Genomic DNA, 14,015 nt, shown 5'->3' with positions numbered 1-14,015 from the left:
TATTGCCAACTTGGGCTATCAACAAGCTAGAAAGATAGAAATTCACATCAAAATGATGAAAAGCAGAAAGTATATTGAGAATCTGAAAAAATATCCTGAAATGGCAGCTGGGCTTATAGAAAAATACACTGCGGGTTCATCCCGATAGCTATCGGGACCCGCCATCAGTACGAAAAGCTTCTTCTTTATTGAAGGAGCTTTTTTTCTTTAAAAATATTTTGAAATATATAATCTACCAAAATATTTCCCAAAGGAAAATAAAGAGCGAAAAACAACGTCATTCCCAGAGCTAAGTTATACGGGCCAAACCATTGTAAAATAATATTATCGGGATATACGTAGGATGTTTGCAAGGTATAACCACTGAATTCAAGCAAGCCCATCGCTAAAAGACCATAACAATATTGATTGAAGAAGGAATGTTTGCTTATTAAAATGGAGATAGGAACCATATAGAGCACGTAGCACGTTATTATTTGCCACCAGTTTTCGAACCTAGCGATTTCAGCGTACTTTCCAAACTCATTCATTACAGTTCCTGCAATGGCATAAACTAATATATATACCAACAGTTTTTTCAGTGACGTTTCTTGAAACCTATTTATTAAGAATTTCATAAATGCTAGCTTTCTGTTCAAATTTAGAAAAAAGGAATAAAAAAAGCCCTTTCAAAAATGAAAAGGCTTTCTGTTTTTTAGCAAAAAAAGTGCTTATTGACCGTCAGTAGCGTCTTCTACAGCTTCTTCAGTGTTTTCAGCAGCGTTCTCAATAGCATCGCCAGTATCCTCAGCAGCATCTTCGATAGCATCTCCTGTGTTGTCCATAGCTTCTTCCATATCGTTGGTTGAAGTTTCTGCAGTGTCGTCAATTTTAACTTCTGTAGTTTCTCTGCAAGAGTAAATAGAAGCAACTAATGCAAGAGCGGCAAGTGATAAAAATAATTTTTTCATTGTTGAAATAGATTAGTGATTAATAGTGCGCAAAAGTAATTAAAAATCTAATTCAAAAGTTTTTTTCGGTTAAATATTTCCAATACCTTTTTGGAACATTTTTATGTGCAATTTTATGTTTTTTCTAGAGACTATATTACTGTTCTTAAAGTAATTGCCCCAGAGTTTTTGAAACTGAATCTCTTCTACCGTAAAATACGTGAGCGCTTCAGATTGTTTATTAGCGGATGGCGCAATTTCTAATTGGATGGTCTGTACATTTTCCAAATCATAATAAATGCCATATTTTCTTTTCATAGCGTATATAATCCATTTTTGGTCTGCATATCTTTTTTTGAAGTGTTCTGCATTTAAAGGCAGAACATTGAAATCTGGTTCTATTGTGGCGAAATATAAGCCATCTTCCATAGGAGAGTTTGGAGTATTGCCAAAATTAAGGAAATAATCCAAAATAGTTGGATATAATCCAAAAATAATTTGGATATTTTCCAAAATATTTTATATTTGTGTATGGAAACACAACTAACTATTGAAGCACAGCGTTTTAAAAAACTTCGCGAAGAGCTAAGACATACCCAACAATCTTTTGCTGAACTGCTTGATATTGGGGCAACTACAGCTGATATTGAGAGGGGTAAAACCAAAATAACCGGAAAAATTGTAATGGAGCTGATGTCCCAATTCAATATAAATCCTTTGTGGCTTTATGGGAAAAGTTTTGAGAAGCATATTGATACTTCACGTGGTGATGTAAGTCCTAAAGTGTTAACCGTAGATACAACGGGCAATGATAGCATACTACTCGTAAACCAGAAAGCAGCTGCGGGTTATCCAAATAATATTCATGATACTGGCTGGTATCAGACATTGCCTGCCTTTAACATTCCATTACCTGAATATAGAAATGCTTCCTATCGTGGATTTCAGGTTGAGGGTGACAGTATGTTGCCAAATATTAAACCTAATGAGTGGGTGTTGGGTCGTGCCGTACCGAGCATAAATGAGGCAACGGACAGTAAAATTTATATTGTAGTTTTGAGAGATTCTGTTTTAGTGAAGAAACTTCAGAAAATCCCGAACAATCCACAAAGCCTTCGGCTTATCTCCTTAAATGATGAATATTTGCCCATAGATGTAAAAGTGAAGGATATTCAAGAATTGTGGATGGTAAATAGCAAGTTAACTTTTGGCATAGATGAGCCTTCAGAAAGTAGTTTGCTGCGGCAGTTACAACAATCAATGGACGAATTGAAAGGACAGATACAAAGTATGAAATAGAAAAAGGGAAGTTCTTTTGAGAACTTCCCTTTTAAATTTTGAGATTGGAACTAATCCTTATCTTTCTCTTTTATTTTTACATTTCCGTCGTCGTCAGTTTTTATTTTAATCTTTTCGTCTTCCGTTTCCATTTTTATTTTATCGCCGTCATCTTTAATTTTAATATCGGCACCTTTGTCCTGCATTTCTTCAATAAGTTCTTCTTTTTCCGTTTTTTGATCTCTGCAGGAGGAAAGAGAGATTGTCAATGCTCCAATAAAAAGAGCAACCATTGTTAATTTTTTCATGTTTTTAATTTTAAGTTAGGGTTATTTAATATTTAATCATTTCCTATATCCTCGATCTTTTTATCGATTTCTTGATTTACTTCTTTATCAACTTCTTTGGCGGTTCTTTCCAAAATTCCTTCTCTATCATCGGGAGCTTCCGTTTCCACCCTCACTTCACGGATTACTTCTACTTCTTTAGTTTCGGTCTTTTGGTCGCGGCAAGATCCGAACGCCAATGAAACTAACGCTATTGCTATAAAAAGTTTTTTCATAATTAGATTGTTTTAATTGTTTGGACAAAGCTACCTTATTAAAAATGCTAACAATACAATTATATACTAAAAATTTTCAAGAAAATATTTATGCGAATCTGTTTTGAATATTATCATCTCATATTTTAGGAAAAAAGGTAACTATTTTAATTTAGCGTTTATCCAATTCATTATTTCAATGGTAGCGCCGGTATTTTTGTTTATGAAGTGACCAGAAATCATTCCCGTCTTGTTCCGAAAGTCTTCGTTGTTAATTAATTTTTTAAAGATTGTACTACATTCTGAAGCATTTTTTATTGAGAATAACCCTGCTAAGTCCCGCAAACGTATAGCTTCGGGAAAGTCGTCATAATTTTTTCCGATAATTATAGGCACTCCAAATGTAGCAGGTTCCAGAATATTGTGAAGTCCTGTTTTGCCCATTGCACCACCCACATAAGCAATATCTGCATAGTTGTATAATTTGGTTAATAAACCGATACAATCAATAATTAAAACTTCGTATTCGGAAATATTTACATCGTCTTTATGGGAGTGAAGCACTGTTTTTTTCACAATGTTATTTGTGAACTCTGCTATTTTATCAGTTTCAATTTTGTGAGGGGCGATTATGAATTTTACATTTTCCGGTGCCGAATTAATGTAATCCAGCAGTACAGCTTCATCTTCGGGCCAAGTACTTCCGCAGACAATGCAAAGTGAATTTCCTTTAAAATCTTCAGCAAATTTTAAAGTGTTGTCTATCTCAATTTGGTGTGAGACTCTATCAAAACGCGTATCGCCACTAACCGTTGTATTCTCAAAGCCGATGCTTTTTAAAAGTTTTTCAGAATTATCCTCTTGTAAAAAAAAGTGATTAAAACTGCCGAGGGCTTTTCGCATAAAACCTCCGTAAGTTTTAAAAAATATTTGGTTATCTCGGAAAACACCGGATACCAAAAGGGTTGCGATATTTTTATTTTTCAGTTGAAATAAATAGTTTGGCCAAAATTCATATTTCACAAAAATGGCAAGCGAAGGGTGAATAGCTTCGATAAACTTTTTTGCGTGCGCCGGGGTATCCATCGGCAAATAAACAACCGCGTCTGCCAAAGGTGTGTTTTTCTTTATTTCAAATCCCGAAGGCGAGAAAAAGCTGATTACTATTTTATGGTCTGGTTTTACTTTTTTCAGTGCTTCCATAATTGGAACACCTTGTTCAAACTCGCCCAAGGAAGCGCAGTGAAACCAAATGGTTTGATCTGTTGTGGAAATTTTCTGTTGCAGTATTTCAAAAACGTCTTTTCTGCCGTTGACGAAAAGTTTTATTTTTTTGCTGAACAGCGCCACAATCCTCAAATGAAAGGAAGCTAAATGAATTGCTAAATTATAGATTGTGTGCATCGGCTATAAAAGTACCAAATTCCAAGCACCAAATTCCAAACCTATATACACAAATAAAAAGCTAAGCGTCCAAATACCAAATTAACGAATCCCTAATCCCGACATATCAAATATCATTTTCGTAATTTTACCGAATTCAATATTATTTCCATAAGATGAGAAAAATACAAATGGTTGACCTAAAAGGTCAGTATGAAAATATAAAAGAGCGCGTGGACAGTTCCATAATGAACGTGATTGAAACCACGGCATTTATTAACGGCCCCGAGGTTCATCAATTTCAAAAGGAACTTGAAGATTATTTGGACGTGAAACACGTAATACCCTGCGCCAACGGGACTGATGCGCTGCAGATTGCGATGATGGGGCTTGGCCTCAAGCCCGGAGATGAAGTAATTACAGCAGATTTCACTTTTGCCGCAACCGTAGAAGTTATCGCGCTTTTGCAATTAACGCCGGTTTTAGTGGATGTTGATCCAATCAATTTCAACATAGATATTGAAGCCATAAAAAGAGCGATTACTCCAAAAACCAGGGCAATAGTTCCAGTTCATCTTTTTGGTCTTGTGGCGAATATGGATGAAATTATGGAAATTGCAAAGGAGCACGACCTTTATGTAATTGAAGACAATGCCCAAGGTATTGGCGCTAATTACACTTCGAAAGATGGCTCAAAGAAAAAAGCTGGAACTATCGGTCACGTAGCTTCCACGTCATTCTTTCCTTCAAAAAATTTGGGATGTTACGGAGACGGTGGAGCCATTTTTACAAATGATGATGATTTGGCACACATTATTCGCGGCATTGTAAATCACGGCATGTACGTGCGCTACCATCACGATGTAGTGGGCGTAAACAGTAGGCTGGATTCTATTCAGGCTGCGGTGCTTCGTGCGAAACTTCCTCATTTAGATGAATATAATGCAGCTCGTAGAAATGCTGCCCGAAAATACAGTGAGGCTTTTTCAGGTATTGAAAATATAATTACACCAACAGGTTTTTGTAACAACATTCAGACTATTTGTGATGTTTGCGATTGCCACGTTTTTCACCAATATACTTTGAAAATTGTAAATGTAGATCGCGATGCATTAGTTAACCATTTAAATGAAAAAGGAATTCCATGTGGCGTTTACTACCCAATCCCGCTTCACTTACAAAAAGCTTACAGAGATGCGCGTTATAAAGAGGAAGATTTTGTGGTTACAAATCAGTTGATAAAAGAAGTAATTTCACTGCCAATGCATACAGAGTTGGATGAGGAGCAGATTGATTTTATTACGAAAACTGTTATAAATTTCGTTACCAAATAATGAAAAAAATACTCGTCACAGGCGGTTTGGGCTACATTGGTTCCCACACTGTTGTTGAACTTCAGAACTCAGGTTATCAAGTTATCATTATTGATAATCTTTCAAATTCGTCTTTGGATGTATTGGAAGGAATAACCAATATTTCGAAAACTCCGCCAGCTTTTGAAAGGCTTGATCTTCGATTTAAAGCAGATGTCGCAGATTTTTTTAAAAGAAATCAAGACATCGAAGGAATCATTCATTTTGCAGCAAGTAAAGCAGTAGGCGAAAGTGTTGTAAATCCTTTACTTTATTATGAAAACAATCTGAATACCTTAATTTTTCTGCTTCAGGAGTGTAACGCTTACGGAATTGAAAACTTTATTTTCAGTTCCTCCTGCACTGTTTACGGCGAGCCGGATTCGTTGCCAATTACTGAAGATGCACCTGTAAAAACCGCAACTTCACCCTACGGAAATACAAAACAGATAAGTGAGGAAATTTTAAAAGATACGTGCTCAATTTCACCATTAAAAGCAATTGCGTTGCGTTATTTCAACCCAATCGGCGCTCATGAAACAGTTGAAATAGGAGAGCTTCCCGCCGGGGTGCCACAAAATTTGGTTCCATTTATTACCCAAACTGCCGCCGGATTAAGAAAAGAATTATCTGTTTTTGGCGATGATTATCCAACGGAAGATGGCAGTTGTATCCGCGATTATATTCATGTGGTAGATTTGGCAAAGGCACACTTTATTGCCCTGCAGCGTTTACTTTCCAAACATAATGAAACACAATTTGAGGTTTTCAATTTGGGAACGGGTAGAGGTAGTTCGGTTTTAGAAGTGGTGAATTCATTCGAAAAAACAACGGGTGAAAAATTGAACTATAAAATAGTAGCTCGCCGCCCTGGCGATGTAGTTTCCGTTTATGCAGATACTAAAAAAGCGAACGAGGTTTTAGGCTGGAAAGCAGAAAAGACAATGGAAGAAGCCTTGGCATCTGCTTGGAAATGGGAGAAAAAAGTACGCAGTATTCAGTGATCAGTATTCAGTTTTAATTTTTAAAATAAGTAAAATTTATAACTATGAAAAAAATACTTACGCTCATATTACTTTTGGTTTTCTTCGCGAGCAATGCCCAAGACACTTTTCTGCACTGCGGAAAATTGATTGACACCAAAAATGGAAAGGTTCTTTCCGAAAAAACGATTGTTGTTTCAGGAAATAAAATATTGCGAATTGAAAATGGTTATGTAAACTCAAACAATTCCGAAGATCGAGTAATTGATTTAAAAAATAAAACCGTGCTTCCGGGCTTGACGGATATGCACGTTCACATTGAAGGAGAAAGCAGTCGTGACAGCTACTTAAATCCTTTTATTTTAAACGATGCCGATGTGGCTTTTAATGCCGCTGAAATCGCAAAACGAACATTGATGGCTGGTTTTACAACGGTACGCGATCTTGGCGGAAGTGGCGTAAACGTTGCATTGCGCAATGCAATTAATGCAGGAAAGACAGACGGTCCAAGAATTTACACGGCTGAAAAAGCTTTGGCTACAACTGGCGGCCATGCAGATCCAACCAACGGCCGAAAGAAAATTTTAATGGGAGACCCTGGTCCTGCTGAAGGAGTGGTAAATGGTGTGGAAGATGCATCAAAGGCGGTTCGCCAACGTTACAAAAACGGCGCCGATTGGATAAAGATTACTGCAACGGGAGGTGTATTGAGTGTTGCCAAAAGCAGTAAAAACCCACAGTTTACCGAGGAAGAAATAAAAGCCATTGTTGAAACCGCAAAAGATTACGATATGCAAGTTGCAGCACACGCCCACGGAGATGAGGGTATGCAGCGAGCAATAAGAGCAGGTGTAAAAACCATAGAACACGGTACGCTTATGAGCGATGAAACTATGGAATTGATGAAAAATAACAATGCTTATTTAGTACCCACTATCACTGCTGGCAAGTTTGTAAGCGATCAAGCCAAGATTGAAAATTACTATCCGGCTATTATCGTTCCTAAGGCACTGGAAATAGGTCCAAAAATCCAAGATATGTTTGGCCGTGCATATAAAAAGGGAGTGCCTATTGTTTTTGGTACAGATGCAGGCGTTTTTCCTCACGGTCAAAACGCGAAAGAGTTTGGTTATATGGTGGAAGCGGGGATGCCAGCGATGGAAGCAATCCAATCTGCAACCGTGGTCTCTGCAAAAATTTTAAAGGCTGAAAATGAAATTGGCCAGCTTGCTCCCGGTTTCTTTGCAGATATAATTGCCGTAAATGAGGATCCCAGCAATAATGTGAAAACGTTGGAAAATGTAGTTTTTGTAATGAAAAATGGTACGATTTACAAGGATTGATAGTGGTTTAACCTAGGTTTAACGGATATTTCTTGCAATTGGCGGCCAGCATTCGTTTCTTTGTAACTCAATACATAAACAGAAGTTATGAAGTTAGTTTCAGTGAAACGACATACAAAAACAGAAAAACGATTTACACAAAAGATGGGAATGTTCACGACAAGTGTGATCTACATCAAAAGAACTTTTTTGAAAGTGCCTTATAAAACAATCCACAAATACCGCGAAACCTATTATGGCAAAGTGAAAGATTGCACAGATTGCGAGATAGGCGCTTAATTGATTTAAACCTCAGGGTTGAATATAAATTAAAGAACCTTAAATATATTAAACACCGAATGATAAAATTTCATTCGGTGTTTTTTTATCCCATGGGAAATATATTTAAGGAAGCAAATTATAAAATTCTTTTAGCTGAAGTATGCGCTCGGTCATAATTTAAAACTTTGGCAATGATTAATTTTGATAAATCTTAAGAAACGAAATTAAAAATAGCAGTTATGAAAACAGCATCACTAGTAAAAAATCTACAATACAACGAAACAAAGCCAACCATTCAGGTTTTAATCGATACTGAAGCCGGAAAGGAAATCAGAATTACATTTAAGGAAGGGCAGGTTATGAAGGAACACAAAACGCCATTTCCAATTGTAGTCGAAATTTTTGAAGGCGCCATTGATTTTGGGGTAAACGGAGAAATACACAATTTGAAAAAAGGTGATTTGGTTGCGCTTGAAGGCGGAATCCCTCACGATCTAAAAGCACTGGAAACAAGTACGGTAAGGTTAAGTCTTAATAAGGCGGATTCTGCGAAAAGGGTGGAAGACGTTGCTAATAATTCATAATACAAAAAGCAAAGATGGACTGAATTTTGAGTTCTATTATCAAAAATAAAAACGCCAAGGATATGATATCCTCCGGCGTTTTTACTTTTCGAATTAACGAATTAACAACTTCACAATTCAGCCTTTTCAGTTTCCGCAGAAGCATCAATTTTTTTAACCAAGCCCTGCAACACATTGCCTGGCCCAACCTCTATAAATTTAGTGGCGCCGTCTTTTATCATATTTTGAACACTCTGCCTCCATTTAACTGGTGCGGTAAGTTGGAAGATGAGGTTTTCCTTAATTTCTGATGGAGCAGTTACCGCAAAAGTTGAAACGTTTTGATAGATAGGGCAGGCGGGAGCGGTAAAGGTTGTTGCATCAATGGCAGCTGCAAGTTCTTCTCTGGCCGGTTCCATCAATGGGCTGTGAAATGCACCGCCAACGGGTAATATTAAAGCTCTCCGTGCACCAGCTTCTTTTAAACTTTCGCAAGCTCTACCTACGGCTTCCACATCTCCCGAAATTACCAATTGGCCCGGGCAATTATAATTTGCAGCAACTACAATTCCGGGGGTGTTTGCGCAGATTTCTTCAACCAAATGGTCTTCCAGTCCTAAAACTGCTGCCATTGTTGATGGCGTCAATTCGCAAGCATGCTGCATTGCTAGCGCACGTTTGTAAACTAACTTTAATCCATCGCTAAAAGCGAGGGTCCTATTTGCAACCAGCGCAGAAATTTCGCCTAAGGAATGTCCCGCAACCATATCTGGCTGAAACTTGCTTCCCATTACTTCAGCCAAAATTGTAGAATGCAGAAAAATTGCTGGTTGGGTGACCCGGGTTTCTTTTAATTCGTCAGCAGTGCCTTCAAACATTATTTTTGTAATGTCAAAGTCCAATATTTCATTAGCTTGATGAAACAATTCTTTCGCTTTCGCGGAATTTTCGTAAAGGTCTTTGCCCATTCCTGTGAATTGGGCTCCTTGTCCAGGGAATATATATGCTTTCATCTATTTGGTCTCTTATAATTTGAACTACAAAAGTATGGTAATTCTATGAATACTTTTTTAAAGCAGAATTAACTTGCGGCAAATAGCTGCTTCCAAAGAGGTTGAGATGTACGAGGAGATAATAAAGCTGCCAAAGCGATGTTCTGTTTTCCCAACCGGATTTCATCGGAAAAATGGAATTATAGGTGGTAAAAATTTCTTCTGAAAAGCCACCAAACAATTTCATCATTGCAAGGTCCATTTCACGGGGAGCAAATGAAACAGCGGGATCTATCAAAACAACTTCGTTCATTTCAGAAATCATAAAATTACCGTTCCAAAGATCGCCGTGAATAAGTGAAGGTGTTTCAGTGGGGATTTCTTCAGAAATATTCCTGTAAAATCTGTCCAGATTTTTGAAGTGAAAACCATTTGCCAAAGCCAATTTAAATTGAGGCTCCAATCGTCGTGTTATATAAAATTCTGAATTTTTTTCACAATAACTGTTCTTTTGCGGAAGGCTTCCAATATAGTTGTCGTGGTCCAGCCCGAAGTTTTTCTGGGTAGTTTTATGGAGTGTCGCCAAATTTTCTGCAAATGTCTCCCAAAAGGTATTCGATTTATTTCTTGGGATAATATATTCTAAAATTAAATACGAAGCGTTTTGAAATACGCCTTCAGCAATTACATTGGGAATCTTAAAACTTTTTGTATTTCTCAACAATTGCAATCCCTTGGCCTCTGCCGCAAACATTCCAGGAAATTTTGAAGCGTCATTCAGTTTGAGAACGAAATCTCCTTCGGCAGATTTCAGCAGAAAAACCTCGTTGATGTCGCCGCCCGAAAGTGGTTTTACATCAATTAATTGTAAGTTGTTTTGGAACGCTATGTTTTGTAGTAATTGTTTCACTGGCAGCATTAAACCTAACAGGCTTTTGAAACTTGTTAGGTCTGTGTATTATTTGCGTACCCAAGTTTCATAAGTAAAAGCATATTTATGTTTTTCATCTTTTTCGTGTTCAACTTCAGTAATAACCTGCCAGTCCTCTTTTGAAAACTCTGGGAAAAAAGTATCAGCATCATTGAATGTTCCATGAACACGGGTGAGTTCTATTTTGTCGGCAACGGAAAGTCCCATTTTGTAAATTTCGCCTCCGCCAATTATAAAAGGCTGCAAATCATCTTTTGAAATTTGAAGCGCTTCTTCCAGGCTGTGAACTACTACGGCACCTTTCTTATTGTAATCTTTGTTTCGGGTAATAATAATGTGAGTTCTATTGGGAAGCGGTTTTGGGAAAGTTTCAAAAGTTTTGCGCCCCATAATTATATGGTGGCTCGTGGTTAATTGTTTAAAACGCTTAAAATCATCGGGCAAATGCCAAAGCAAATAGCTATCCTTCCCAAGTTCGTTATTTTCGCCTGCGGCGGCAATCATTGTAATCATTGTACGTCTGGCGGTAAAGGGTTGTTCAACTCGCTTTTATTTGAAGTTTCTGGTGGTGCTGTGGGCAATTGCAACTCTGTGTCAACTTTTGTTTGAAGTTCTCCCATACGTTCTGCCTGTTGGGCTTTCAGTTTTTCAAGCTGCCGGTCTTCCCATTCTTTCCCCATAAATTTATTTATAACAAATACGTTGAAAAGATGGATCAAAAAGATGAATGTCCAAATTAAAATGGCCCAAACGAACCAATTGTTAAATAGTAAATCATTGCCATAACCCAGCACTGGATTAATGATTATCAATAATACCGAACCCACCAAGAATACAATAAAATGGCGCATCAAGTTTTTTTTCTGTTTGATGCGGTGGCGTGCATACTCGTACTGCTCGCGCTGCTCGGAATCAATTCTTTCGGTTTTTTTAGTTTTTGAAAACATAGTTGGTTACTTTCGTTGAAGTTCAGGGAAATTCAATAATTACTGATAATTCCAGTGCTGTAAAAATACCTAAAATTCGCCATTTTTGGCCAATCACCTATGGAAGATTTAAGAAAACACTTTCCGGCTTTAGAATCTTGTACTTACCTAAACACCGCTTCAAATGGTGGAATTCCGAAGCCTATTATTGAATGGCGGCGACAACACGATCTAGGTTTAATGAACCAAGCAAGTGTTTTTCGCGACAATCATAAACTTCATATTGAACAAATAAAAGAAACTGTGTCTGGGTTTTTTGAGACTACTTCAGCTGAAACAGCTTTGATTCCAAATTTATCTTTTGGAATGAATACCGTTTTGGAAGGACTTCCCAAAGGGCAGAAAATATTGCTTTTAAAAAATGATTATCCCTCTATAAACTGGCCCGTAGAAACTCGCGATTTTGATGTTTGTTATGCTGAAATTGATGAAAATTTAGAACAAAATATTGAAGCTGCCGTTGCAAGGCACAAGCCAGATATATTTATGTTTAGCATGGTGCAATGGCTTAGTGGGATTAAAATAGATTTTGATTTTTTAAAACAGCTGAAGAGCTATCACCCCAATTTACTGCTTATTGCAGATGGTACGCAATATTTGGGAACAGAAAATTTTAGCTTTTCAGATAATGCAATAGACGTGGTGGGAGCAAGCGCCTATAAATGGTTAACGGCGGGTTACGGAAACGGATTTATAATGGTGAAGGAAGCTGCCCGCGAACGTATTTTTCCGAAAACAATAGGATTCAATTCTGCGGAACGATTTGAAAGTCTGGCCTCGGAAACTGCCTTTATGAAACATTTTGAGCCCGGGCATCAAGATACTTTGAATTACGGCAGTTTGGAGCAGGCTATTTTGTTTCAAAAAAGTTTTGGTACGGAAAATTTATACAGTAAAATTTCTTCTCTTTCTGAAAAAGCAAAAGCACATTTCACCGAAATGAATTTGCTGAAAAATGACTCTCTACTTCGTGAAAAACACTCTTCTATATTTAACCTTAAAGGAGATAAAGAACTCTTTCAAAAACTAAAGAAAAACAATATTATTTGCTCACCGCGGGGCGGGGGAATTCGTGTAAGCTTTCATTATTACAACACTGAAGAAGAATTAGATAAACTTCTACATTTTCTGAAATAGTCTGAAATAGTTACTCTTTCACTTCAACGCCTTTCCAAAATGCCACGTGATTTTTTATGGCTTTTGCAGCATCTTTTGGCTCGGGATAATACCAAGCCGCATCTTTGTTTTGCAGACCGTCCACTTCAACAGTGTAATAAGAAGCTTCGCCTTTCCAAGGGCATTGCGTATGTGTTGTACTTTTTTTAAAATATTCTTTTTTAATAGCATTTTCAGGAAAATAGTGATTGTTTTCAATAATCAAAGTTTCTGCGGTTTCTGCAATTATTTTGTTGTTCCAAATAGCTTTCATAATTTGAGTTTATGAGTTTATGAGTTTAAATGTTTAAAAGTTTATTCGTTTATAAGTTTATTGGGTCATCAAGCCTTTCTGAAAAGATAATTTTTATAATATTCTTGACTGTCGGTAAAGGATTTCTCTATTATTAATCCGGATTCTTCCGCTAGCCAATTTACTATTTTGTCGTCGTATTTCTGTGAAATTTCTGTGTGAATGGTCTCCCATTGCTCAAAATTTACTGTTAGCCGTAATTTTTCAATAGTTATTTTCATAGCTTCCGTAGCAACCAAAAAGCTTTTGGCGGTTCCAGTTTCCGGATCGTAAACTTCCCAATGTTTAAATTTTTCCAAGTCAAAATCACCGCCTAATTCTCTGTTAATTCGGGCTAGAACATTTTTATTGAAAGCTTCAGTTATTCCAGCTTCATCATTATAAGCGTTCAGAACAGTCAGCGGATTTTTCTTTTGGTCGAAACCCATAAATAGCAAGTCCTCGGGAAGCATGGTGTCTTTCAGCTTTGAGAGAAACTCAATGGCTCTTGGGTGTTTTAAATTGCCAATATTACTTCCCAAAACCATAATTACTTTTTTGCGTTTGTTGAAGCCCTTTAACCGTTCCAAAACCTCAAAATACTCGCCCACTTCGGCATCTACATTTAGCGTAGGCATTTCGTGTGCTAGATTATTTGAAAGCAATTCAACTGCATTTTCACTTATATCAATAGGTTTATAAACAAAATTGAAATTATTTTCAGCCATATATTTCAAAAGCACTTTTGTTTTTTTACCATCGCCCGCGCCCAACTCGATTAAGTCCAAACCATTTTCGCGATCGCGAAAATATTCGCCAATGGTTTCAGTGTAGGTAGAGAGAATTTCAAACTCGCAGCCAGTTAAATAATAATCTGGCATCGCCATGATTTCCTGAAAAAGACGATCACCTTTTTTGTCGTAAAAATATTTAGAGGAAAGATGCTTCGGAAAGCTGGAAAGCCCTTCAAAAATTTCGGTCTTAAAGGTATTTAGCTGGGGTTTTATCTTTGTATCCATTTGTATA

18 protein-coding genes and 1 pseudogene are annotated in these 14,015 nt (G+C 37.1%); 7 read left to right on the top strand and 12 right to left on the bottom strand.

The window, feature by feature from the left end; genetic code table 11:
- Positions 1 to 185: 185 nt before the first annotated feature.
- From ESV24_RS06185 to ESV24_RS06175, 3 genes and pseudogenes are all read right to left on the bottom strand, one after another.
- Positions 186 to 617: a hypothetical protein gene (locus ESV24_RS06185; protein WP_111814364.1), complete on the bottom strand. Its 432-nt coding sequence runs from the start codon at positions 615 to 617 to the stop codon at positions 186 to 188.
- A 93-nt stretch (positions 618 to 710) separates the two neighbouring features.
- The gene (locus ESV24_RS06180; protein WP_111814366.1) at positions 711 to 950 is read right to left on the bottom strand and encodes a hypothetical protein; all 240 of its coding nucleotides are present in this window, start codon (positions 948 to 950) and stop codon (positions 711 to 713) included.
- Positions 951 to 1,002: 52 nt separating this feature from the next.
- A pseudogene (locus tag ESV24_RS06175) lies at positions 1,003 to 1,355 on the bottom strand (TIGR03915 family putative DNA repair protein); the annotation flags it as partial.
- Positions 1,356 to 1,460: 105 nt separating this feature from the next.
- Between ESV24_RS06175 and ESV24_RS06170 the strand changes: the two are divergent.
- Entirely contained in the window at positions 1,461 to 2,228 is a 768-nt protein-coding gene (locus tag ESV24_RS06170; protein ID WP_111814368.1) for a LexA family transcriptional regulator, read from the top strand.
- Positions 2,229 to 2,278: 50 nt separating this feature from the next.
- Here the strand turns inward: ESV24_RS06170 and ESV24_RS06165 are convergent, their stop codons facing one another.
- The 3 genes from ESV24_RS06165 to ESV24_RS06155 form a co-directional block, all read right to left on the bottom strand.
- Positions 2,279 to 2,515 carry a hypothetical protein gene (locus ESV24_RS06165; RefSeq protein ID WP_111814370.1) on the bottom strand — a complete coding sequence of 79 codons (237 nt, stop codon included), beginning with the start codon at positions 2,513 to 2,515 and terminating at the stop codon, positions 2,279 to 2,281.
- Positions 2,516 to 2,547: 32 nt separating this feature from the next.
- Positions 2,548 to 2,769: a hypothetical protein gene (locus ESV24_RS06160; protein ID WP_111814372.1), complete on the bottom strand. Its 222-nt coding sequence runs from the start codon at positions 2,767 to 2,769 to the stop codon at positions 2,548 to 2,550.
- A 141-nt stretch (positions 2,770 to 2,910) separates the two neighbouring features.
- Positions 2,911 to 4,152 carry a 3-deoxy-D-manno-octulosonic acid transferase gene (locus ESV24_RS06155; RefSeq protein WP_111814374.1) on the bottom strand — a complete coding sequence of 414 codons (1,242 nt, stop codon included), beginning with the start codon at positions 4,150 to 4,152 and terminating at the stop codon, positions 2,911 to 2,913.
- A gap of 155 nt (positions 4,153 to 4,307) precedes the next feature.
- Here ESV24_RS06155 and ESV24_RS06150 point away from each other — a divergent pair, with 155 nt between their 5' ends.
- The 5 genes from ESV24_RS06150 (at position 4,308) to ESV24_RS06130 (ending at position 8,654) form a co-directional block, all read left to right on the top strand.
- Positions 4,308 to 5,465, top strand: coding sequence for a DegT/DnrJ/EryC1/StrS family aminotransferase (locus ESV24_RS06150; RefSeq protein ID WP_111814376.1), 1,158 nt, complete (start codon positions 4,308 to 4,310; stop codon positions 5,463 to 5,465).
- Positions 5,465 to 6,487, top strand: coding sequence for a UDP-glucose 4-epimerase GalE (galE, locus tag ESV24_RS06145; RefSeq protein ID WP_111814378.1), 1,023 nt, complete (start codon positions 5,465 to 5,467; stop codon positions 6,485 to 6,487). The genes ESV24_RS06150 and galE overlap by 1 nt, the downstream gene beginning before the upstream one ends.
- 44 nt (positions 6,488 to 6,531) lie before the next feature.
- Positions 6,532 to 7,809, top strand: a complete 1,278-nt coding sequence (locus tag ESV24_RS06140; protein WP_111814380.1) for a metal-dependent hydrolase family protein — start codon at positions 6,532 to 6,534, stop codon at positions 7,807 to 7,809.
- Between the two features lie 87 nt (positions 7,810 to 7,896).
- On the top strand, positions 7,897 to 8,088 hold the full coding sequence (locus ESV24_RS06135; protein ID WP_111814382.1) for a hypothetical protein: 192 nt from the start codon (positions 7,897 to 7,899) through the stop codon (positions 8,086 to 8,088).
- Between the two features lie 221 nt (positions 8,089 to 8,309).
- Positions 8,310 to 8,654 (top strand): cupin domain-containing protein, encoded by a 345-nt coding sequence (locus ESV24_RS06130; RefSeq protein WP_111814384.1) that lies wholly within the window; start codon positions 8,310 to 8,312, stop codon positions 8,652 to 8,654.
- 110 nt (positions 8,655 to 8,764) lie between these two features.
- Here the strand turns inward: ESV24_RS06130 and fabD are convergent, their stop codons facing one another.
- The 4 genes from fabD to ESV24_RS06110 are packed head-to-tail and all read right to left on the bottom strand — an operon-like array spanning position 8,765 to position 11,503.
- Positions 8,765 to 9,646 carry an ACP S-malonyltransferase gene (gene fabD, locus ESV24_RS06125; protein ID WP_111814386.1) on the bottom strand — a complete coding sequence of 294 codons (882 nt, stop codon included), beginning with the start codon at positions 9,644 to 9,646 and terminating at the stop codon, positions 8,765 to 8,767.
- Between the two features lie 43 nt (positions 9,647 to 9,689).
- The gene (locus tag ESV24_RS06120) at positions 9,690 to 10,544 is read right to left on the bottom strand and encodes a fructosamine kinase family protein (RefSeq protein WP_111814388.1); all 855 of its coding nucleotides are present in this window, start codon (positions 10,542 to 10,544) and stop codon (positions 9,690 to 9,692) included.
- A gap of 39 nt (positions 10,545 to 10,583) precedes the next feature.
- Positions 10,584 to 11,069: a dihydrofolate reductase gene (locus tag ESV24_RS06115; protein ID WP_111814390.1), complete on the bottom strand. Its 486-nt coding sequence runs from the start codon at positions 11,067 to 11,069 to the stop codon at positions 10,584 to 10,586.
- The gene (locus ESV24_RS06110) at positions 11,066 to 11,503 is read right to left on the bottom strand and encodes a 2TM domain-containing protein (RefSeq protein ID WP_111814392.1); all 438 of its coding nucleotides are present in this window, start codon (positions 11,501 to 11,503) and stop codon (positions 11,066 to 11,068) included. Before ESV24_RS06110 ends, ESV24_RS06115 begins: the two co-directional genes overlap by 4 nt.
- A gap of 99 nt (positions 11,504 to 11,602) precedes the next feature.
- Here ESV24_RS06110 and ESV24_RS06105 point away from each other — a divergent pair, with 99 nt between their 5' ends.
- Positions 11,603 to 12,679: an aminotransferase class V-fold PLP-dependent enzyme gene (locus tag ESV24_RS06105; protein WP_111814394.1), complete on the top strand. Its 1,077-nt coding sequence runs from the start codon at positions 11,603 to 11,605 to the stop codon at positions 12,677 to 12,679.
- Between the two features lie 10 nt (positions 12,680 to 12,689).
- Here the strand turns inward: ESV24_RS06105 and ESV24_RS06100 are convergent, their stop codons facing one another.
- Positions 12,690 to 12,971, bottom strand: a complete 282-nt coding sequence (locus tag ESV24_RS06100; protein ID WP_200829508.1) for a DUF427 domain-containing protein — start codon at positions 12,969 to 12,971, stop codon at positions 12,690 to 12,692.
- Positions 12,972 to 13,039: 68 nt separating this feature from the next.
- Positions 13,040 to 14,008, bottom strand: coding sequence for an L-histidine N(alpha)-methyltransferase (locus ESV24_RS06095; protein ID WP_111814398.1), 969 nt, complete (start codon positions 14,006 to 14,008; stop codon positions 13,040 to 13,042).
- Between the last annotated feature and the right edge of the window lie 7 nt (positions 14,009 to 14,015).

Origin of the sequence: Aequorivita lipolytica (genome assembly GCF_007997135.1) — a bacterium.
Lineage (GTDB): Bacteria > Bacteroidota > Bacteroidia > Flavobacteriales > Flavobacteriaceae > Aequorivita > Aequorivita lipolytica.
The sequence above is the reverse complement of the archived record's forward strand: the minus strand, read 5'-3'. Positions and strand labels throughout refer to the sequence as shown.